At 71.4% G+C, this 21122-nt stretch carries 14 protein-coding genes; 9 read left to right on the top strand and 5 right to left on the bottom strand.

The features are described 5' to 3' along the window. Positions 1-354 precede the first annotated feature (354 nt). The gene (locus EXU48_RS22970; protein ID WP_133110026.1) at positions 355-6336 is read left to right on the top strand and encodes a DUF3320 domain-containing protein; all 5982 of its coding nucleotides are present in this window, start codon (positions 355-357) and stop codon (positions 6334-6336) included. Between the two features lie 383 nt (positions 6337-6719). On the opposite strand, the gene EXU48_RS22965 is transcribed toward EXU48_RS22970, so the two are convergent. After that, positions 6720-8744, bottom strand: a complete 2025-nt coding sequence (locus EXU48_RS22965; RefSeq protein WP_133110025.1) for a sigma-70 family RNA polymerase sigma factor — start codon at positions 8742-8744, stop codon at positions 6720-6722. Positions 8745-8802: 58 nt separating this feature from the next. Beyond that, a complete protein-coding gene (locus EXU48_RS22960; protein WP_133110040.1) occupies positions 8803-9987 on the bottom strand; it encodes a Gfo/Idh/MocA family protein in 1185 nt (394 codons plus the stop codon). Positions 9988-10138: 151 nt separating this feature from the next. Between EXU48_RS22960 and EXU48_RS22955 the strand changes: the two genes are divergently transcribed. Beyond that, positions 10139-11188, top strand: coding sequence for a manganese catalase family protein (locus tag EXU48_RS22955; protein ID WP_133110024.1), 1050 nt, complete (start codon positions 10139-10141; stop codon positions 11186-11188). 72 nt (positions 11189-11260) lie between these two features. Here EXU48_RS22955 and EXU48_RS22950 read toward each other — a convergent pair whose 3' ends face one another. Next, complete coding sequence (locus EXU48_RS22950) at positions 11261-12451, bottom strand: RimK family alpha-L-glutamate ligase (protein WP_133110023.1); 1191 nt, start codon at positions 12449-12451, stop codon at positions 11261-11263. Here EXU48_RS22950 and EXU48_RS22945 point away from each other — a divergent pair. The 4 genes from EXU48_RS22945 (at position 12450) to EXU48_RS22930 (ending at position 17417) form a co-directional block, all read left to right on the top strand. After that, positions 12450-12956, top strand: coding sequence for an ATP-dependent zinc protease family protein (locus EXU48_RS22945; RefSeq protein WP_133110022.1), 507 nt, complete (start codon positions 12450-12452; stop codon positions 12954-12956). The two genes, EXU48_RS22950 and EXU48_RS22945, sit on opposite strands and share 2 nt — an antisense overlap. A gap of 164 nt (positions 12957-13120) precedes the next feature. Further along, the gene (locus EXU48_RS22940; RefSeq protein WP_133110021.1) at positions 13121-13879 is read left to right on the top strand and encodes an HAD family hydrolase; all 759 of its coding nucleotides are present in this window, start codon (positions 13121-13123) and stop codon (positions 13877-13879) included. After that, complete coding sequence (locus EXU48_RS22935) at positions 13876-16317, top strand: glycoside hydrolase family 65 protein (RefSeq protein WP_133110020.1); 2442 nt, start codon at positions 13876-13878, stop codon at positions 16315-16317. The genes EXU48_RS22940 and EXU48_RS22935 overlap by 4 nt, the downstream gene beginning before the upstream one ends. Before the next feature lie 44 nt (positions 16318-16361). Beyond that, positions 16362-17417 (top strand): NAD(P)-dependent alcohol dehydrogenase, encoded by a 1056-nt coding sequence (locus tag EXU48_RS22930; protein ID WP_235857224.1) that lies wholly within the window; start codon positions 16362-16364, stop codon positions 17415-17417. On the opposite strand, the gene EXU48_RS22925 is transcribed toward EXU48_RS22930, so the two are convergent. Then, a complete protein-coding gene (locus tag EXU48_RS22925; protein ID WP_133110019.1) occupies positions 17414-17995 on the bottom strand; it encodes an ArsR/SmtB family transcription factor in 582 nt (193 codons plus the stop codon). The genes EXU48_RS22930 and EXU48_RS22925 overlap by 4 nt on opposite strands. Positions 17996-18097: 102 nt before the next feature. Between EXU48_RS22925 and EXU48_RS22920 the strand changes: the two genes are divergently transcribed. From EXU48_RS22920 to EXU48_RS22910, 3 genes are read left to right on the top strand one after another with little or no spacing between them, the layout of a single operon-like run. Next, entirely contained in the window at positions 18098-18673 is a 576-nt protein-coding gene (locus EXU48_RS22920) for a dienelactone hydrolase family protein (RefSeq protein WP_133110018.1), read from the top strand. After that, positions 18670-19326: a VOC family protein gene (locus EXU48_RS22915; RefSeq protein WP_235857223.1), complete on the top strand. Its 657-nt coding sequence runs from the start codon at positions 18670-18672 to the stop codon at positions 19324-19326. The genes EXU48_RS22920 and EXU48_RS22915 overlap by 4 nt, the downstream gene beginning before the upstream one ends. Before the next feature lie 5 nt (positions 19327-19331). Next, on the top strand, positions 19332-20417 hold the full coding sequence (locus tag EXU48_RS22910) for a DNA glycosylase AlkZ-like family protein (protein WP_133110017.1): 1086 nt from the start codon (positions 19332-19334) through the stop codon (positions 20415-20417). 4 nt (positions 20418-20421) lie between these two features. On the opposite strand, the gene EXU48_RS22905 is transcribed toward EXU48_RS22910, so the two are convergent. Continuing rightward, positions 20422-21012: a hypothetical protein gene (locus EXU48_RS22905; protein ID WP_133110016.1), complete on the bottom strand. Its 591-nt coding sequence runs from the start codon at positions 21010-21012 to the stop codon at positions 20422-20424. Positions 21013-21122 lie beyond the last annotated feature (110 nt).

Genomic DNA, 21122 nt, shown 5'->3' with positions numbered 1-21122 from the left:
ACCCGATCCCCTCCCAGTCCGTCCGCACCAGGCGAGACCGCGCCGTCCAAAGCTCGACCCCCTCGGCCAACCACGCCTCCCGCTCCTGCACCGACTCCATCGCCGCCTCCCCAGTTCGCGATTCCCCATTGATCTGCACTGCGAACAACAGTGCCATCGACCCCCGACATCGGCCGGGCCACCTCCCCCGGCGGAGCGACCCTCACAACGTTGCGTCACTGACCCACCTGCCGGGTCAGTGACGCAACGTTCGGAACACGCGCCCTCGCGGGGCGGATCGGCGCGGCGGTGTGGGTGATCCATGGCACCCTGCTAACGCAGAAGTCCGCCCGTTGAAGGAAGCCGGTAGACCCAGTGACGAGTCCGATCACGCTCGATGTCGATGCCCTCGACGTGCTCAGTTACGCGATGGCGCATAACGGCCTCGCCGTGGTGGGGCAGGTGCGGATCGCGAGCCACGACCTCGAGTTGCGCGGGGCGCGGGTTCGGGTGAGGGTGCTCGACGTCCATGGCGACCTCGCACGCCCCTGCGTCGTGACGGTGGACCTCGCCCGGGGACGGGAGACGATAGTTCGTGACGTGCCGGTGGTCCTCGACCCGGCTGCGATGGCACAGGTGGAGGAGGATCGGCCGGCCGAGGTCGTTGTGGAGTTGCTCCCACCGGAGGTAGCCCAGGACGAGGTGGCCCAGGACGAGGTGGCCCAGGGCGAGGGTGAACAGGTGGCGGTCGTCGACGAGCCGCTCGCCCGCATGGCGCTGCCGGTCCGACTCCTGGCCGCGCAGCACTGGCTCCGTTCGGAGCACCCCGTCACGACCGAGGTGCTCGCGTCGTTCGTGATGCCGAACCATCCCGTGATCGCGGAACTGCTGGGCGAGGCGGGCGAGATCCTTCGCCGGGAGACCGGCAGCGCCTCGCTCGAGGGCTATCAGTCGGGTCCGGATCGCGTTGACGAGCTCGTTCGGGGGATCTTCATGGCGGCGCACGCACGCGGCATCCGGTACGCCGAGGCCCCGTCGAGCTGGTCAGCGCACGGGCAGAAGGTGCGCACGCCGGGCGAGGTGCTGGAGGGGCGGATCGGCACCTGCCTCGACACCGTGGTCGTCCTCGCGGCGGCCCTCGAGCAGGCCGGGATCCGGCCCCTGCTGTGGATCGTGTCCGGACACGCGTTCCTCGGGTACTGGCGCCAGCCCACATCCCTCGGCGTGGTTTTCGACACCGATACCTCGCGAGTCGTCAACCTGGTCGATGTCGGCGCCATCGGTCTGATCGAGACCACGCTGATCACCGCGACCGAACTGGCGGACCGCGCGGTCGTCGCACGCCAGCCGTATGCCCGGTTCCTCACCGGCGACCTGCGGGAGGTCTACGGGGTCATCGACGTGCACGAGGCCCGCCGCAACCGGATCCTGCCGCTGCCGGCCCGGGTCCGCGGCCGGGACGGCGATGTGGTCGTGGTCGAGTACCGGCCGCAGTCCGGTGATCCCGCGGCCGGGACCGTGGCCACGAGCCAGGCCCGGGAGGTCGAGGGAACGGCAGCCGGGGATTCCGGCCGGGCAATTGCGCCACCCCGAGTCCAACAGTGGAAGAACTCCCTCCTCGACCTGAGCCTGCGCAACAAACTGATCAAGTTCTCGGAACGGGCCGCGATCCATCTGGCGGTCCCGCCCGGCCAACTCCCGCGGCTCGAGGACGCGATCAACTCGGGCATCTCGATCAGCCTCCTGGCCGCGGACTCCGTCGATGCCGTGCACGCCCAGCGTGGAGTCACGGTCGGCGCCGAGCTCGACGAGGAGTTGCGCTCCTCGCTCCTGCACGAGCGACGGTCGGTCTACTCCGACGTGCCGGGCGCCGCCTACCACGGCCGGCTGCGCGGCCTCGCCCACCGGGCCCGCACGATCGTGGAGGACACCGGCGCCAACAATCTCTACCTCGCGCTCGGGTCGCTGGTCTGGTCCACCGGCACCGAGCACCTCCGCTCGCCTCTGATGCTGATCCCCGTCACGCTACGCACCCGTTCCAAGGCCGGTGCGTACACGATCACACTGGACGAGTCCGGCGCATCCACTCCGAACTTCTGCCTCCTCGAGAAGCTCCGGCAGCTCTTCGACCTTGAGATCCCCGGTCTAGCCGAGCCCACCGAGGACGGTCGCGGAGTGGATCTCGACGCCGCACTGACCGCTGCCCGGCTTGCCCTGATCACAGCGGGACTCAACTTCAGGGTCGAGGCGACGGCAGACCTAGCGATCCTGCAGTTCGCCAAGTTCCGCCTGTGGAAGGACCTCGACGAGAACTGGGAGCAGTTCGAGCACAACCCGCTGGTGCACCACCTGATCCATACGCCCACCGATGCCTTCGACGACCCCGTTCCCCCACCGGCCGAGGTGGACCTCGACGAGCTGGCGAGCATCTGCCCGGTGCCGGCCGACTCCTCGCAACTGGGCGCGATCGCCGAAGCCGTGGCCGGGCGGACCTTCGTCCTCGAAGGCCCTCCAGGGACCGGCAAGTCCCAGACCATCACGAACCTGCTGACCCGATCCGTCGCCGAGGGCAAGCGGGTCCTGTTCGTCGCCGAGAAGCGAGCCGCCCTTGACGTCGTCCGTCGGCGCCTCGACGACGTCGGGATGGGACCGTTCTCGCTCGACCTGCACGATCGCAGCAGCCGGCCGAACGCGGTGCGGGCGCAGATCTCCCGGACACTCGAGTTGGCCGTGGACACCGACACCCAGGGCTACACGGCAGCCACGGAGAGCCTGCGCTCCACACGGCGTCGGCTCGCCCGGTACGCAGCCGAACTGCACGAGCCGAACGGGGCCGGGCTCTCCCTCTACTCGGCTCAGACGCAGCGGCTCACGCTACGGGACGAACCCCACCCGCTACCGGTTCCGACGGCGCTCGTGGCCTCCGGCGGACCGGGCGCGCTCGCCGCCGTTCGCCGAGCCCTGGAGGTGCTGCCCGACGTCGCCGACCCGGCGCAGCCGCGACCGCGGCATCCGTGGGGCTTCGTGGGCACCGTGGACCCTCGTGGCCTGCACACGGATACTCTCGTCGCCGCCGTTCGCGGCGTGGACGCGGCAGTCGACGCGGCCGAGCGGACCCTCGGGTCGTCAGGTCTGCTGACCGAGGCCGTGACCGCGGCGCGATCGGTCCGGGAGTTGCACGCCGTCGTCACGATCGTCACCTCGCCCACGGTCCTGGCGGACCTGGACGCGGTGCGGTCCGCGGCGGGCGAGCACGCACGCTCCGACCTGCGCACCGCGCTGGCGTCGTTCGTGCGCGACCACAGTGGAGCCGTGGCCCGCGTCGCCGGTCCCGACGTCCTCAACCTGCCCGTGCTGGAGATCCACGCGGCCGCCCAGGCAGCGGCGTCGTCCGGCTTCTTCGGCCGCAGGAGACGGCTGAAGGGGGTCCTGGAGACCCTTCGTCCGGGGCTACTGCCCGATGCTGAGATCGGCCATAAGCACCTCGTCGAGGTCACGACCATGCTCGCCGGCGCCGTGCGCGCCGCAGCCCAGATCCGCGAACTGGCCGAGCGCGCCCCCGGTGTGCACCTGCCCCCGAACTGGAACCCCCTCGTGGCCGGTGACCGCAATCACCTCGACGCCGAGCTGGGCTGGTCGCAGTGGGCCGCCGTCGCCCTGACGCCCGACCCGCGGGCCGATGCGGTCTCGGCACTTCGCACCTACCTCGACGCTCGCGACGCGGGCCGGACCCACGAGCTCGATCCAACCGTCGTCGGCCTCCTGCGAAACCTTCTGGCCGCGTTCGGACAGCTGGACTCGCTCGTCGGGGCCGCCGCCCCGGGGGCACCGGAGGACCCGTTCGCCCGGTGGGCGGCCCGAGACGGGCTGGTGCGCACCTGGGCGATGACCTCCGCGTCGCGTGACCTCGCCGACCCGCAACTCCTCGCGGCGCGGCGCTGGGCCGCCTTCCTCGGTGGCTTGGAGCCGCTGCGGGCAGTCGGGCTCGCGGCGGCTCGCGATGAGTTGGTCGAGGGCGTGGTGCACGCCGATGACGCGGTCCGCACGCTCGACCTCGGGGTGGCTGAGGCCTCGATCGCCGAGCGTGGCGGCACGACCGGCCTCGCCGGGTTCGACCCGATCGGGCACGGTCGCACGATCAGTCGCTTCACGACCTCGGCGCGCGACGTCCGGGACCACCTCAGCACCATCGTGCCGCGTGAGGTCCTGGACTCGCGACTGTTCGACCCCGACGCCGGGGGGCGCGTGGGCGCCCTTCGTCGCGAGCTCGGCCGCCAGCGGGGCGGCCTCGCGGTGCGCGCGCTGCTGCGGACCTATGGCGACCTCATCACCCAGATCATGCCGTGCGTACTGGTCAGTCCGGACTCGCTGGCCAGGTTCTTCCCGGCCCTCGCCGACCAGTTCGATATCGTCGTCTTCGACGAGGCCTCCCAGATCCGCGTCGCCGACGCCGTGGGCGCCATGGGCCGTGCGAACGGCGTCATCGTGGTCGGGGACAGCAAGCAGATGCCGCCGACATCCTTCGGTGAGCCGCTGTTCGACGGCGGCGACGACGAGTTCACCACGGCGGTCGAGGACGTGGTCGACGACGAGGAGTCCATCCTCACCGAGTGTCTCCAGTCCCGGGTACCGCAGCGTTGGCTGTCCTGGCACTACCGCAGCCGCGACGAGTCACTGATCGCGTTCAGCAATGCGCACTACTACGAGAACCGGCTCTCCTCCTTCCCTGCCCCGAACAACGGCGCGGCTTCCCCGGACATCGACGGCATCGGCGTGTCGCTGGTCCGCGTGGACGGGCACTTCTACCGGACCGGCAAGGGCCGTCTCCTGCGCACCAACCCCGTCGAGGCTGACGCGATCGTCGGCGACGTCGTCCGTCGGTTCGATGCCCACCCCGGTCGCGCGCCGTCGATCGGGGTGGTGACGTTCAATGTCCAGCAGCGCAACCACATCGAGTCCCTGCTGCGGGACACCGGCGACGACCGGCTGCTGGCCGCCCTCGACGACAACGACGAGGGCCTGTTCGTGAAGAACCTCGAGAACGTGCAGGGCGACGAGCGGGACGTGATCCTGTTCTCCACCGCGTTCAGTGTGAACGAACGTGGTGTCCTGCCGCTGAACTTCGGCCCCCTGAACCGCGCCGGTGGCGAGCGCCGTCTGAACGTCGCCGTGACCCGGGCACGGCGGCAGGTCGTCGTGTTCTCCTCGTTCGACCCCGAGCAACTGCGTGCGGAGCAGACGGCATCGGTCGGGATCAAACACCTGCGGAACTACCTGGACATGGCCGCCCAGGGGCCGGCGGTGCTCGGCACCATCGCGTCGGTGCCGCGTCGCACGGTGATCGCGGACCGGCACCGGGAGCAGGTCGCCTCGGCCCTGCGCGAACGGGGCCTGATCGTCCACACGGACGTCGGCCTCTCGGACTTCAAGGTGGACCTCTCGCTCGCATTGCCGGAGCGCCCGGAGGACCCCGTCGTGGCCGTGCTTCTCGACGGTCCGGGCTGGGCGCGCCGGGGCACGGTCGGCGACCGGGACGGGCTTCCGGTCGACGTGCTCTCGGTGATGATGCGGTGGCCCACAGTCGAACGGTTGTGGCTGCCCGCCTGGCTGAAGGATCCCGACGGCGAGGCGGAGCGACTCCTCGCGACGACCCGCTCGACCGAGACGGCCGCAGCCGAGCATGAGGTGGCGGAGCAGGAGATGGTCGACCAGGAGATCGTCGAGCAGGAGATGGTCGAGCAGGAGATGGTCGACCAGGAGATCGTCGAGCAGGAGATCGTCGACACGGCCGAAGCCACCTCCTCGCCAAGCCTCGCCGCCCCGTTCGAGCCCTGGGACCGGCGGCCGCTCGGAGCACGTTCCACGTTGGACGCGCTACCCGCAGCGCGGGCTCGGGCCGAGATCCTCCAGGCGATCGAAGCGGTCGTGGCCCAGGAGGGTCCGGTGCATGCCGAACGCCTCGCACGCCTGGTGGGGAACAGTTTCGGCCTGACCAAGGTCGCCGAGACCCGGGTCCGGGCGATCCTCGGGCAACTCCCCACGGATCTGGCGGTGCGGGACGGCTTCGTCTGGCCGCGGGGCAGCGACCCGGGCGTCTGGCGCGGTTACCGGGTCCAGGAGAACGTGTCGGTCCGCCCCCTGGAGCACATCGCGAGCATCGAGGTCACGAATGCGATGGCGGACCTGGCGCGGGCAGCTGCCGGCATCACCGCCGAGGAACTGCTCCGGGCGACGAACGCCACGTTCGGTGGCTCTCGCCTGACCGACGGCATCCGGTCCAGACTCGACAGCGAACTGGGTGCCGCGCTCGCGTCGGGCCGTCTCGCTGAGAGCGGCGCCTACTTCATCGCGGTCTGACCGGCGGGGGCGGGGTGCGTCAGGCACCCCGCCACCGCAGACACCCCCGGAGGTGCGGAAGGTCAGCCCTCCACGCTCACGCCGCAACCGTCCTTTTTCGATCCACGGCCCCCAGCCGGGAACGCCTCGAACGCGGGAGACGGTGTCGATGTGAGCTCCACCCAGTCGAGCGGGGACCCCGGCCCGAGAACGAGCGATCTGGGGTCGCGCGCGCGCCGCCCAGTACCCCCCTGCGGCACTGTGACCTGCCCACGCCCGGTCATGATCGTCTCGCTCCCGCCCGGATGTCCGTCCTGCACGGGCGACCCGGAAGCCACCCGTACCTAGCAAGACGCAGGCGACTGTCGGTTATAACGCGAGAACTGAAAGGACTTTCGCGGACGTCAGGATGGGGCGCCGGTCACGATGAACGACACCTGGGCAAGGCGACCGATGGCATCGGTTCCCTCGACGACGTACCGGACGCCCACGGTGTGCTCACCGTCATCGAGTTCCGGGGCGCCCTCGCTCGGCCAACACACCCCGAGACCGCTCCCGACCAGCGTATGGATGGTCGGTCGTACCTCGCCATCGAGCACGAACCGGACCTGCGCGCCCGGTGTGCCGTCGAGGAAGAAGTCGATGCCAGGTACGTAGGCGCCGTCAACCGGACCGCAGTCCCCGCCAGAGCCCCACTCGATCTCGTCCTCGACGATCAGCGTGGGCGCCAGGTACACGTAGGGACCAACGGTCTGCGCGGCAGGCATGACGCCGCCATCGGAGAGTGTCTGCCGTGCGCGGTAGGTGGTCGGGCCCTCGACCGTAGCCGGGTCCGGGGTCGCGGACCAGGCTCCGCGGTCCTCGACGACGGTGGTCGCCACGGTGGCACCTGCGTCGTCGAGGATCGTCACGGTGGCCCCAGGCTCCCCCGCGCCGGACAACGTAGGCGAGACGAACACGTCACCCGTTCGCGTGCCACGGAGCGTCAGCGTCGCGGGCGGCTCCGGGTCGACCGGCTCATCGGTGGGTTCGGGATCAACCGGCTCGTCGGTCGGTTCCGGGTCGACCGGCCCGCCGGTGGGCTCCGGGTCGACCGGCCCGCCGGTGGGCTCCGGGGCGGGCGGCTCGTCGGTGGGGCTCGGCCCGGGCGCCCCGTCCGTGGGATCCGGGGCCGGTGGCGTCGTCGGGTTCGGCGCCGCCACCGGCGTCGTCAAGACCAGGCCGGCCGGGTCCGGCGGTGGGGTCGTCGGCGCGGCGGGGGTGGGCGTGGGCGAGCCGGACGGCGGCGGGTTCGTAGCCGGCGCCGTCGGATCGGCGGTCGGCGTCGGGCCGTTCGAGTCGGGCCCGGTGGCCACGCTGGTCCCCGGGTCCGCGCCGGCGTCGGGAGGTGGCGGCTCGCTCGCCCAGGCGACGGCCGCGACCACGGCCAGACCGGCCATCGCCACCGTCGCGCCTGCGGCGATCGGGTTCGCCTTGACCAACCGCCCCGCCGTGCGGGCGGCCACGCCGACCTTGCCGAGCGTCGCACCGGCCGCACCCGCAGCCTTCGTCGCGGCGCCGGCGCCGGCGACACCGCCGATCAGGACGCCGGCCTTGAGCGCCGTCGACGTCAGGAAGAACAGCGGCAGGGTGACGACCACCGGCACGAGCACGGCGCCGAACTTCTCCGAGACCGCCGTCAACTCGAGCGCGACCGCGCTACAGTCCACGCACCCCTGGAGGTGGTTCTGCACGGCGAGCTTGCGCCGCGCGGTGAGACGTCCGGTCTCGTAGTCCCCCAGTTTCGGGACGACCCTGGCGCACTCCTCGGGCAGGTCGGTGCGGCGTCCGGCACCGACGTGTGCCTGCAACCACGCCGACCGGAACCCGCTCCGCGCCCGGGAGGCCAGCACGGCCACCGCCGTCGGCTTGATCCCCATCTCCTCGGACAGCGCAGCTGGACCGTAGCCCTCGACCTCGGTCAGCCAGAGGACCTGCTGCCAGCGGGCCGGAAGGGACTTGAACGCGTCGGTGACGATGCCCCGATCCAGGACATCGTCACTGGCGTCGGCGACCACCATCGGTTCCACGACCCCGGCGACATCGTCCAGATCGTCGACGGGGATCTCACCGACCCGTCGGGACCGGTCGATCGCCACGTTCCGCAGGGCGCCGAACAGATACGGAGCGAAGGCCTGCGTCGGCCCGCCACCGGAGCGGATGGCCCGCAGCACCCCGATGAAGGCGTCCTGCACGACGTCCTCGGCGTGCTCGCCGGCACCGTTGCGCCTGGCCGAGCGCACTGCCTGGTCGCGGTACCGGTCGTAGAGCACGGCGAAGACCGCCACGTGCCCGGCCCGGACCTCGTCGAGGAGGGTCTCGTCGCTCTCCTCGCGCCAGTCCCTGGCTTCGGCCACCTGGCGCGGGAAGCCCAACGCCATCTGTGCCATGCGTGCCCTTTGGTGGGGTCAGGCGTACCAGGATATGTGATTCGGAGGAATCGCCCGGTCAGTGCGCCGATCTCGAGCCGGGCTGCCCGGCGTCGAAGTAGGCCACCAGGTCCGACTCCAACGGCGGCACGGGGAGCGCGGAACCGTCGCCGCGCAGGGACGCGGTGGCCACGATCCCGGCGGCCACGGCCTCACGCGCCGCCACCGGGGAGGTCTCGGTCCGGCCGCCCTCACGCACGAACCGCAGGAACTCGGTGATCAGCATCGAGTCCGCGCCGCCGTGGCCGCCGATCCCGGCGGGGACCTCGAAGCTCTCGTCCGGCTCACCGGCGCCGTCGTGCCGTCGGTTCCACAGGTCGACCCGCGCGCCCGCGGCGTCCCCGGTGTTCTCGATCCGACCCTCGGTGCCGATCACCGTGTAGTTGCGCCAGTAGTCCGGCGTGAAGTGGCACTGCTGGTAGGAGGCCAGCACCCCGCCGTCGAGCACCATGTTCATCATCGACAGGTCCTCGACATCCACGATCGGGTGAAGGCCACGCTGCTCCGGCGGTGGCCAGTTCTCGAGGCTGAACCACTCGGTCATGCGCTGGTCGGACCGGTCCGCGCGGTCAGTGATGTCGCCGTAGACGGTGAGCGCGCCCACGGCCGCCACCCGGCGCGTGTAGCCGCCGGCCAGCCAGTGGATGACGTCGATGTCGTGGGCACCCTTCTGCAGCAGCAGACTCGTGCTCCGACTCCGGTCGGCGTGCCAGTCCTTGAAGTAGTAGTCGCCGCCGTGGCCCACGAAGTGCCGGCACCAGATGGCCTTGACCTCGCCGATCCGGCCCGAGTCGATGAGTTCCTTCATCACGGTGATCACCGGCATGTGCCGCATGTTGTGGCCGACGTACAGGCGGGCGCCGGTGCGACGAGCGGTGGTCAGGATCCGGTCGGTGTCCTCGATCCGGACCGCGAGCGGCTTCTCGCAGAACACCGCCACGCCCGCCTCGAGCGCGGCCAGGACCGGGGCGGCGTGCCGATCATCCGGAGTGAGCACCATGACCGCATCCACACCGTGCGCCAACAGTTCGGCCAGGTCGGTGGTGACCGGAGCCCCCGGGAACGCCTCTCGCGCCTGGGCCTGGGCACGTTCGCTCGGGTCGCACACCGCCACCACCACGGCGCCCGCGCCGGGCCGGTGCGCTTCCAGCGCCAATGGGCCCCTCGCCCCGAACCCGACGACTCCGATCCGCAGATCCCGCACGCCCACCCAGCCTCCCTCGTGGTCCGCCACCGGATGCGGCGCCGGATCCGAGCATAGGCGCGCGCGCCGACCCCGGCTCTCCTCCAGGATGCGCGCGCGGCGAACCGGGTTCACAGTTCACTCCAGCCAACGTTTCGAAGGGGAGACCACCATGTACCTGCACGTGCAACGCCTGATCAACGAAATCGTGCCGGACGAGCCGGACCCGGCCGCGGCCAACGCTCTCCAGGAGGGCCTCGGCGGCCAGTTCGGTGAGATGCGCACGATGATGCAGTACCTCTTCCAGAGCATCAACTTCCGCGGACCGGCCGGAAAGCCCTACCGCGACCTGCTCCAAGGCATCGGCACGGAGGAGATCAGTCACGTCGAGCTGATCGGAACGACGATCGCGCGGCTCCTGGACGGGTCGCCGCGGTACAACGGCAAGGAGACTGATCCCCTGGACACCCCCGGCGCCGGCGGCGCGGCACCGCTGAACATCGCCCTCGACCAGAGCAACATCCACCACTATCTGGTGGCGGCCCAAGGTGCCCTTCCGGTGGACGCGGCCGGGAACCCCTGGAGTGGCAGCTACGTCTACAACTCCGGCAATCTCGTTCTCGACCTCCTGTACAACCTCATGCTCGAGTCCACCGGCCGACTCCAGAAGTGCCGCATCTACGAGATGACGGCGAACAAGACCGCACGGTCGACCATCTCCTACCTCATCGTCCGCGACCAGGCGCACGAGAACGCGTACGCGCGGGCACTCGAGACGCTCGGCGTGAACTGGGCCAAGGTGTTGCCGATCCCGAAGACGAACGCCGAGAAGTTCCCCGAGGTCAAGAAGCTCCTCGACCTGGGGCTGCAGAGCAAGCAGTACACGTTCGACCTGACGAGCGCGTCGGAGGCAGGCAAGATCTTCCGCGGGATGTCACCCTCGAACGACGGGACCGAACTCGACGCGAGCGAGCAGGCGCCCGCCGGCGTGCCCTCGGAGATCGCCCCGGAGCGCTTCGAGGAGTTCTCGCCGGGCCTCGACACCGAACTCCTGGCGCTGATCCAGGCGACCGCGGACCTCGAGATGGCCGAGCCGCAGCCGCTCTACGGACCGATCGGCCCGTCCGAGGACACCGCGATATCAGCCACAGCCAAGAAGGCGGCCGCCAAGAAGTCGCCGGCCAAGAAGGCCCAGACGAAGGGGACGAGCCGGAAGAAGTGAGCCCACGCGCGCTGCCCGGACCGCTGCAAACGCCGACCCTTGGCCGGCCCCGGTGGCTGGGCGCCGCCCGCCTCATGACTCGAGGAGCGGGCCGGGCGGCAGCGTGCGGACCTTACGGCGACGGCTGCGCCGGGCCGGGATCATCGACCGCATCTCCTCCAGTCTGCCGAAGCACAGCAGCCGGTCCTCCGCCTCGAGCACGGTGCGTCGCCGCGGGTTCGGGATCACCGCGGTACCCCGGTGCAGCGTCAGCACGGTGATGTCCCGGTCCTCGAGGCCGGAGTCGCCGATGGTGCGCCCGACCAGGTCGGCGCCGGTGTGCACCAACAGTTCCGCGACGCCGTAGCCGGTGGAGACGGTCAGCCGCTGCCGCACGTCGATCTCCGGAAACGCGACCTGGTCGGCGATGTGGTCGATGATCGCACCGGCCACGTCCAGATTCGTCGCGGTCTCGATTCCCTCCAGGCCCGGGGAGGAGTTGACCTCCATCACGAGCGGCCCCTCGGCCCCCTCGAGCATGTCCACGCCGGCCACCCGCAGCCCCATGATCTGCGCCGACCGCACGGCCAGTTCCTCGAACGCCGCATCCAGGGTGATCGGCTCCACCGAACCGCCCCGGTGCACGTTCGACCGGAACTCGTCCCCGTGCGCCGTCCGGCGCATGGCGGCGACCACGCGGTCGCCCACCACCAGGGCGCGCACGTCCCGGCCCTTGCTCTCCACCACGAAGCTCTGGATGAGCACGTTCTGCTTCGTGCTGTGCAGGGTCTCGATGATCGCCTCGGCGACCTTGACACCCGGGGCCAGGATCACGCCGATGCCCTGCGTGCCCTCGAGCAGTTTGATCACCACGGGCGCCCCGCCGACCCGTTCGATCGCCGGCCGCACGTCCGCGCGGTTGCGCACGAACGCCGTCGCCGGCATGCCGATCTGGTGCCGCGCGAGGATCTGGCTCGCCCGGAGCTTGTCGCGCGCGTTCGAGATCCCATTCGCGGTGTTCGGCGTGTACACGTCCATCTGCTCGAACTGCCGCACGACGGCGGTACCGAAGTAGGTGATCGAGTTGCCGATCCGCGGCAGGATCGCGTCATAGTCGGAGATCGGTTTACCGCGGAACTGCAGATCCGGTTCCGGACCGGACAGGTCGATGGCGAACCTCAACGTGTCCAGGACCTTGGCGTCGTGGCCACGATCGAGCGCGGCGGTCTTGAGCCGCCGGGTGGAGTAGGCGCGGGGCGCGCGCGAGAGGATCGCCAGTTTCATGCTGTTCGCCTGCGAGGATGTCGGGGTGAGAGGGCCGACCCATCTAAGCACCCCGACGGGATGGCGCGAGTGGGTCGCGCTGCCGGGGATCGGGGTGCCCTGGATCAAGGCGAAGATCGACACCGGCGCCCGATCCAGCGCCCTCCACGCGTTCGGTCTGAGTGAGTTCGAGCGCGACGGCGACCCCTGGGTCTCGTTCACCCTGCACCCCCTGCAGAACTCATCGAGGGACGAGGTCGAGGTTGCCCTCCCGGTGCATGACCGGCGGCTCGTGCGCAGCTCCTCGGGACACGCTCAGCGCCGCATCGTCGTGCTCCTCGATCTCGTCGTCGCGGAGCGGCCGATCACCGCCGAGGTCACCCTGAGCAACCGGGACCGGATGGGCTTCCGGATGCTGATCGGGCGCGAGGCCCTGCGCCAGGGCTTCCTCGTCGACCCGGGCCGCTCCTACCTCGGCCCCCGGCCACCGAGGTCGATCCGGCGCCTGCACAAGGCGACCGGGTAGACCGCCGGCGATCACCACCTCGGGGACCCATGTCCGTGGTTTGCGTCACTGACCCGCCACCCGGGTCAGTGACGCAACGCCCGGGAACACAACGGATTTCGGCAATTCGCGACGTGCCGGGCCCGGTTCGTCAGATCGGGCCGGCGAGGGCTAGCGTCGTTGTCATGGCAGCTGCAGCGACGACCGGCGACGGCCGGCTCGGTCTCCCGCCCACCATCCGCGCCGTCCTGTTCGACCTCGACGGTGTCCTGACCCAGACCTCGGTGCTGCACCGCACCGCATGGAAGCAGACCTTCGACCCCATCCTGGCCGCCCACGGGCAGGCCGGGTTCACGGAGGCCGAGTACGCCGCCCACGTGGACGGCCGGCGCCGCTACGACGGGGTGCGGGCGTTCCTCGCCTCCCGGGGGATCCACCCGCCGGAGGGCGGGCCCGGCGACGGACCGGAGGCGGACACGGTGTGCGGCATCGGCAACCGCAAGAACGCCGAGGTCGGTCGCCGGTTGGCGGCCGACGGCGTCGCGACCTACCCGGGGTCGGTCGCCTACCTGCACGCGGTGCGGGCCGCAGGGCTGCGCACCGCGGTGGTGACGGCGTCCGCGAACGGCGCCGACGTCCTCGCGGCGGCGGGGCTGACCGATCTGCTCGAGGCACGCATCGACGGCGTCGTCGCGGCCCGGGACCACCTTCCGGGCAAGCCGGCTCCGGACACGTTCCTGGCCGGGGCCCGAGCGCTCGGGGTGACGCCCGACCGGGCCGCCGTGATCGAGGACGCGATCGCCGGCGTTCAGGCCGGACGCGCCGGCAACTTCGGTTACGTCGTCGGGGTCGACCGCCTCGACCAGGCCGCCGACCTCGCCGCGAACGGAGCGGACGTCGTCGTCGGCGACCTCGCCGAACTGCTCGAGGAGGACGCGCCATGACGGACTACAGCAGCGTCAACCCCGCGGACCGCGGCAGCAACGACGCGGACGCGACCGAGTACGAGCGGGACAGCGCCTACCGGGTGGACCCGTGGACGCTGGGTCGCACCGGACTGGACCTGCACACCCTGGCGGCCAGTGAGTCGCTGTACTCGCTCGCGAACGGCCACATCGGGCTGCGCGGCTCGCTCGAGGAGGGCGAGCCCAGGGCGGTCCCGGGCACCTACGTGAACGGGTTCTTCGAGGAGCGCCCGCTGCCCCACGCCGAGTCCGGCTACGGCTTCCCCGAGTCCGGGGAGACGGTTGTCAACGTCACCGACGGCAAGATCATCCGCCTGTTCGTCGGCGACTCCCCGTTCGACATGCGCTACGGCACCATCGAGCACCACGAGCGGAGCCTGGACCTGCGCGCTGGGACCCTCGACCGGATCACGGAGTGGGCCTCCCCCAGCGGCACCTCGGTGCGGGTCACGTCGCGACGGCTGGTGTCGTTCGCGCAGCGCTCGCTCGCGGCGATCTGCTACGACGTGGAGCCGCTGGACGGGGACGCCTACGTGGCGCTGCAGTCCGACCTGCTCGCGAACGAGGCCGGCTCCACCCCCTCCAGCGACCCGCGCGACGCGGCCCACCTGGACCGGCCGCTGCGTGCGGAGTTCGCCGCTGCCCGGGACAGCCGCGCCGTGCTGGTGCACCGGACCCGCCGCAGCAAGCTCCGGGTGGCCGCGGGCATGACGCACCTGTTGGAGACCCCGGACGACGTCGAGACCACCATCGAGGCCGCCGGGGATCTGGCCCGCTACACGGTGACGGCGAAGGTCCCGCGGGGTGCGCGGCTGCGGCTGATCAAGCTGGTCGCCTACGGCTGGTCGCACCGGCGGTCGGCGCCCGCGCTGCGCGACCAGGTGGAGGCGGCGCTGTCCGTGGCGCGGCTGACCGGTTGGGACGGCCTGCTCGAGCAGCAGCGCAACTTCCTGGACGAGTTCTGGTCTCGGGCGGACGTCGAGATCGACGGCGACCCGGCCCTGCAGCAGGCGGTGCGGGTCTCAATGTTCCACATCCTGCAGTCCGCGGCCCGGGCCGAGGGGCAGGCGATCGGGGCCAAGGGCCTGTCCGGGGTCGGCTACGACGGGCACACGTTCTGGGATGCGGAGGTGTTCGCGCTGCCCATGCTCACCTACACGATGCCCGCGGCCGCGCGGGACCACCTGGTCTGGCGCCATTCCACCCTCGGTGAGGCCCGCGCCCGGGCCAAGGAGCTCGGGCTGCGGGGCGCGGCGTTCCCGTGGCGCACGATCTCCGGCAAGGAGAACTCCGGGTACTGGCCGGCCGGCACCGCGGCCTTCCATGTGAACTCGGCCGTGGCCGCGGCGACGTCGCGCTACCTTGCGGTCACCGGCGACGAGGACTTCGAGGTCGGGGCCGGCGTGGAACTACTCACCGAGACGGCACGGCTGTGGGCCTCGATCGGGCACTTCAACGGCTCCGCGTTCCACATCGACGGGGTCACCGGACCGGACGAGTACACGGCGATCGTCGACGACAACCTCTACACGAACGTGATGGCCGCCCAGAACCTCACCGACGCCGCCGACGCGTGCGAACGCCGCCCGGAGGTCGCCGCGGCCCTGGGCGTGGACGCCGGGGAGATCGACCTCTGGCGGCGGGCCGCCGCCGGGGCCGCGATGCCCTACAACGCCGACCTCGGGGTGCACGAGCAGTCGCTCGGCTTCACCAGGCACGCCGACTGGGACTTCGCCGGGACCAAGAAGAAGTGGTACCCGCTGCTGCTGCACTACCCGTACTTCCAGCTGTACCGCCGTCAGGTGATCAAGCAGGCGGATCTGACCCTGGCCATGCACCTGCGCGGCGACCTGTTCACGCCCGAGCAGAAGGAACGCAACTTCGCCTACTACGAGGCCCGCACGGTCCGCGACTCCTCGCTGTCCGCGGCCACGCAGGCGGTCCTGGCCGCCGAGACGGGGCATCTCGACCTCGCCTACGACTACTGGGCGGAGGTCGCGTTCGTGGATCTGGGCGACCTGCACGGCAACGTCGACGACGGCCTGCACATCGCCGCGATGGGCGGGTCCTGGCTGGTCGCCACGGCCGGCTTCGGCGGCATGCGCGACCACGGCGGCCGGGTGACCTTCGCCCCCCGGCTCCCGCACGCGCTGCAGCGGATCGCGTTCCAGGTCACCTACGGCGGCAACGTGCTCCGGGTGAGCATCCGCCGCAACGGCGGCGCCGCACCCGAGGAGGCCACCTACGAGGTGGTCGCGGGCCCGGGCCTGCGGACCTGGCACCACGGGCGGCCCGTCGACGTGGGCGCGGACGCACCGGTGACGCTTCCGGTGCCGGCCGTGCCGGACGTCGAGCCGGTCTCCCAGCCCGCCCGCCGCGCCCCGAAGCGACGCACCAGCCAGCCTGGCACCAGCTGAGCCACGATCGCCCGGCCAGCCCAGGCTGCGCCTAGGCTGGCCGCGTGAACCGAACGACTCCGCCGACCCCGCCGCTGCCCACGACGATGCGAGCCGCCTTCCTCGACGGCGCGCGCACCATCGTCGTCCGCGACACCCCCGTACCCACCCCGGGTGAGTTCGACGTGCTCGTGGCGCTGACCGCCGTCGGGCTCTGCGGCTCGGACGTGCACTTCTACGACCACGGCCGGGTCGGCGACCTCGTCGTCGAGGGACCCCTGATCCTCGGCCACGAGGCGACCGGGGTGATCGCCGCCGTCGGCTCCGCCGTGCCCCGGGAGCGGGTCGGTCAGCGGGTCGCGGTGGAGCCGCAGCGCCCGTGCCGGCGGTGCCAGTACTGCCGCACCGGCCGGTACAACCTCTGCCCGGACATGGAGTTCCCGTCCGCACCCCCGGTCGACGGCGCGTTCGCGCAGTACCTGGTGGCGCCGGCGGACTTCGCCCACCCGGTGCCCGAGGAGGTCTCCGACGCCGCGGCCGCGCTCGTCGAGCCGCTGTCGGTCGGCATCGCCGCGGTCCGCAAGGCGGCCGTGGTGCCGGGCTCGAGCGTCCTGGTCGCCGGGGCCGGGCCGATCGGGATCCTGACCGCGGCCGCGGCCCGCGCCTTCGGCGCGACCGAGGTGATCGTCTCCGACCCGCTGCCGGCCCGCCGCGAGATGGCGCTCGCCAACGGGGCGACGGCGGTGCTCGACCCGGTCTCCGACGTGCCGCTCGACGGCGTGGTCACCGCGTTCATCGACGCCTCCGGCAACGCGCGTGCGATCGATGCGGGCCTGCGCGCCCTGGCCCCGGACGGGCGGGCCGTGCTCGTCGGCATGGGCACGGACCGGATCGACGTGGACCTGTTCCTGCTGCAGAGCCGCGAGCTGACGATCGAGGGCCTGTTCCGCTACGTCGACACCTGGCCGACGGCGATCAAGCTCGCCGCGTCCGGGGCGGTCGACCTGGACGCGCTCGTCTCCGGCACCTTCGGCCTGGACGACCTGCCCCGGGCGATCGCCCGCAACGGGGACGCCGACGTGATGAAGTTCCTGATCGACCCGCGGCGGACCGGGGCCTAGTCGTTCCGCTCGGGCAGCGTCGGATGCTCGGTGGGGTACAGACCGACCGCGAACCCGTAGACGGTGTCCCCCTCGCGCGGGAGCCGGGCGAACTCCCCGATCACCTCGTCGACGCGCTTCCAGAACTCGTTCGCCCGCTCCCGGGGAATCCGCGCATGCAGGTGCTGGGCCCACATCGTGTCCGCGTGATAGGCGGGCATCGACTCCGCGGCGGCGTCCGCGAGGTAGTTCGACCACGGCAGCGGCGTGACGTCCTCGAGCGGAACCGCGCCGACATAGAACGTGCGGGCCACGCGTCCGTAGAAGCGCTCCTCGATGGCCCGGACCTTCCGGGTCCGGACCACCGTGAAGATGTCGTTCTCGACGAGGACCTTCACGTGGTGGGCGATGGTGCTCTTCGGGCGGCCGACGGCGGCAGCGAGCTCGGTGACGGTCGCGGCCCGTTCCAGGACCAGGTCCATCAACTGCCCGCGCAAGGGGTCGAAGATCGCGCGCAGCTTGGCGGGCTCGGTCACGGCGACCGTCTCCAGGAGGTCGTAGTCGGGTGAGGCCGGGGAACCCGACACCGCAGCGTCCATCGAATCTCCGTCCAACGATTGATCCAGACTATTGGATCATTCTAGACTCATGGATCATTCGGCGACACCCAGACCCGCCGGATGATCACGGAAGGAAACGTCATGGCTGAGGTTCTGCTGTTCCACCACGCCCAGGGGCAGACCCCGGGCTTCCACGCCTTCGCCGACGACCTGCGGGCCGCCGGGCACACCGTGCACACACCGGACCTGTTCGACGGCCGGACCTTCGACTCGATTCCCGATGGCATGGCCCACGTCGGTGAGATCGGGTTCGAGGAGGTGCTCGCCCGAGGCTCGAAGTCCGCCGAGGGCTTGCCGAGCGAGCTGGTCTACGCCGGCTTCTCCCTCGGAGTGGTGCCCGCGCAGCAACTCGCCCAGACCCGGCCGGGAGCACGGGGCGCGCTGCTCATGTACTCGTGCGTGCCCCACACCGAGTTCGGGCAGGCCTGGCCGGCGGGGGTGCCGGTGCAGATCCACGGCGCCCAGGAGGACCCCTACTTCATGGACGAGGGCGACGTGGACGCGGCCCGCGAACTCGTCGCATCGACCGAGGACGCCGAACTGTTCCTCTACCCCGGTGACCAGCACTACTTCGCCGACTCCAGCCTGCCCTCCTACCGGCCCGAGGCCGCCGCGCTGCTCACCGAGCGGGTGCACGCGTTCCTCGTGGGGCGGTGAGCGCCGTGTCCGACGCCATCACGCCGTCGGCCTTCGACGCGAGCGAGGGGGTGGGCGACTGGCGGGTGCTGTTCGGTGGGGCCACCGCGAACTTCGAGACCGGCACGTTCGCGACCGGAGTCGCCCTGATCGGGCGGATCGGTGAGCTGGCCGACGCCGCGAACCACCATCCCGACGTCGACCTGCGCTACGGCAGTGTCACCGTCCGGCTGATCTCCCACGACGTCGGCACGATCAGCCGCCGGGACGCGGACCTGGCCCGGCAGGTCTCGCTCGCCGCGGCCGAGCTCGGCGCGACCGCACGCCCGGACACGGTCCAGGCCGTCCAGTTCGCCATCGACGCCCACGTGCACGCGGACGTGATGCCGTTCTGGCGGGCGGTCCTCGGCTACGCCGCGCGCGGCGAGGAGGACCTGGACGACCCGCTCGGCCGGGGCCCCTCGATCTGGTTCCAACAGATGGACCCGCCCCGGACCGGCCGGAACCGGATCCACGTCGACATCTGCGTGCCACCGGACCAGGGCGAATCGCGGGTGGCCGCAGCCCTGGCCGCCGGCGGGACCCTCGTGTCCTCGCATGCGCCCACGTGGTGGACCCTGGCCGACGCCGAGGGCAACGAGGTGGACGTGGCGACCATGGCGGGCCGCGAGTGACACCCATGTCCCCGACGGTCCACCGCCTCTCCGGCACCGACGCCCGACGGATCGCCGTCCGTGCCCAGATGTTGGGCCGCCGTCGACCCTCGGACCTGTTCGAGGTCGTCCGGCACCTCGCCATGCTGCAGGTGGACCCGACGGCGGCCGTCGCCCCGAACGCGGACCTGGTCCTGTGGAGCCGGCTGGGGTCGGGGTACGACCGTGCGGAGCTGCAGCGCGCGCTCGCCGAGCACTCCCTCATCGAGGTACTCGCGCTGATCCGACCGGCCGCGGACATCGCGCTCTACCGGGCGGACATGGTCGCCTGGCCCGAGCGCACGGGTCCGGCCCGGGAGTGGATCCGGGCGAACGATGCCTGCCGGCGCGACATCCTGCGCCGACTCGAGGCCGACGGCCCGCAACTCTCGCGGGACCTGCCGGACACCTGTGCCGTGCCGTGGGGCTCGACCGGATGGACGGACAACCGCAACGTGACGATGATGCTGGAGTGCATGACGGCACGCGGCGAGGTGGCCGTCGCGGGGCGGTCCGGGCGGCAGCGCCTGTGGGATCTGGCGGACCGGGTCTACCCCGACGCCCCGGTGGTGCCCGCCGAGGACGCCCGGCGCATCCGCGACGAGCGCAGGCTGCGGGCGCTCGGGATTGCGCGAGCCCGGACCACCCAGTCCCCGGTCGAGGCCTGGGACGTCGGGGAGGCCGGGGAGGAGGCCGTGGTCGACGGCGTGAAGGGCACCTGGCGCGTCGACCCGGCACAGCTCGGGCAGCCGTTCTCCGGGCGCGCGGCGCTGCTGTCCCCGTTCGACCGGCTCGTGCACGACCGGGCCCGCGCCCGGGAACTGTTCGGGTTCGAGTACCTGCTCGAGATGTACAAGCCCGCCGCCAAGCGCCGCTGGGGCTACTTCGCGCTACCGATCCTGCACTCCGACGCCCTGGTCGGGAAGCTGGACGCGACGGCCGACCGCAAGGCGGGGGTGTTCCGGGTGCACGCGGTGCATCAGGACGTGCCGTTCAGTGCCGCGACGACGAGCGCGGTGGACCGGGAGATCGCCGAGCTGGCCCGATGGCTCGAGCTCGACCTCGTCCGGTGAGGCCTCAGAAGTCCTCGTACTCGCAGAGGGTGCCGCCATCGGTGCGACCACCACAGGTGTCACCGAACTCCTCGTACTCCGAGCCGACCGGGGACTCGAAGTACAGGTCGTCGCAGGCGGCATAGTCGCCGGCCTCGCACTGATCGTGGAGCCGGTCGAGGTGCGGGTCGGATCCATAGTCGCCCCGGCCTCCGAGATTGGCGAGCACGCCGACGATGAGGAACAGCAGCACCGCGCCACCCACGGCGAGACCGACGATCAGGCCCGTGTTCGACCGCTTCGGCGGCGGGTGGGCCCCATAGCCACCCGGCGTCCCGTAGGCCCCCGCCCCGGCGTAGCCCCCGGCCGGCACGCCGTAGCCGCCGCTGGCCGGGGTGGTGTACGGGCTCGAGGCGTCCGGACCGCCGTACGGACTCGGGTTCTGGGGCGCTCCGTACGCACCGGAGGAGCCACCGTACGGGTTCGGGTTCTGTGGTGCTCCGTACGCACCGGAGGCGCCACCGTACGGGTTCGGGTTCTGTGGCGCCCCGTACCCACCCGGGTAGCCGCCGCCCGACCCGTCGGACCCGTTCTGACCCTGACTCTGATACGACATGTCCACCCTCCGTGGTCGAGGCGGGCGCGGACATCTCGATCAGCGGTCCCAGCCGCCGCGATGTTACCCGGGCGGACCGGCCCGGGGCGCCCGTAGCCGCGGGCAGAACG

It is taken from the genome of Occultella glacieicola (genome assembly GCF_004353825.1).
GTDB classification, from domain to species: domain Bacteria; phylum Actinomycetota; class Actinomycetes; order Actinomycetales; family Beutenbergiaceae; genus Occultella; species Occultella glacieicola.
This window is presented reverse-complemented; position numbering and strand designations above follow the sequence as displayed.

Bases quoted from the DNA above. Each gene is read 5' to 3' on its own strand.
- EXU48_RS22940 (WP_133110021.1), top strand. From the start codon at position 13,121: ATGGCAGCTGCAGCGACGACCGGCGACGGCCGGCTCGGTCTCCCGCCC.
- EXU48_RS22925 (WP_133110019.1), bottom strand. From the start codon at position 17,995: ATGGACGCTGCGGTGTCGGGTTCCCCGGCCTCACCCGACTACGACCTC.
- EXU48_RS22905 (WP_133110016.1), bottom strand. From the start codon at position 21,012: ATGTCGTATCAGAGTCAGGGTCAGAACGGGTCCGACGGGTCGGGCGGC.
- EXU48_RS22965 (WP_133110025.1), bottom strand. From the start codon at position 8,744: ATGGCACAGATGGCGTTGGGCTTCCCGCGCCAGGTGGCCGAAGCCAGG.
- EXU48_RS22920 (WP_133110018.1), top strand. From the start codon at position 18,098: ATGGCTGAGGTTCTGCTGTTCCACCACGCCCAGGGGCAGACCCCGGGC.
- EXU48_RS22910 (WP_133110017.1), top strand. From the start codon at position 19,332: ATGTCCCCGACGGTCCACCGCCTCTCCGGCACCGACGCCCGACGGATC.
- EXU48_RS22955 (WP_133110024.1), top strand. From the start codon at position 10,139: ATGTACCTGCACGTGCAACGCCTGATCAACGAAATCGTGCCGGACGAG.
- EXU48_RS22950 (WP_133110023.1), bottom strand. From the start codon at position 12,451: ATGAAACTGGCGATCCTCTCGCGCGCGCCCCGCGCCTACTCCACCCGG.
- EXU48_RS22945 (WP_133110022.1), top strand. From the start codon at position 12,450: ATGCTGTTCGCCTGCGAGGATGTCGGGGTGAGAGGGCCGACCCATCTA.
- EXU48_RS22935 (WP_133110020.1), top strand. From the start codon at position 13,876: ATGACGGACTACAGCAGCGTCAACCCCGCGGACCGCGGCAGCAACGAC.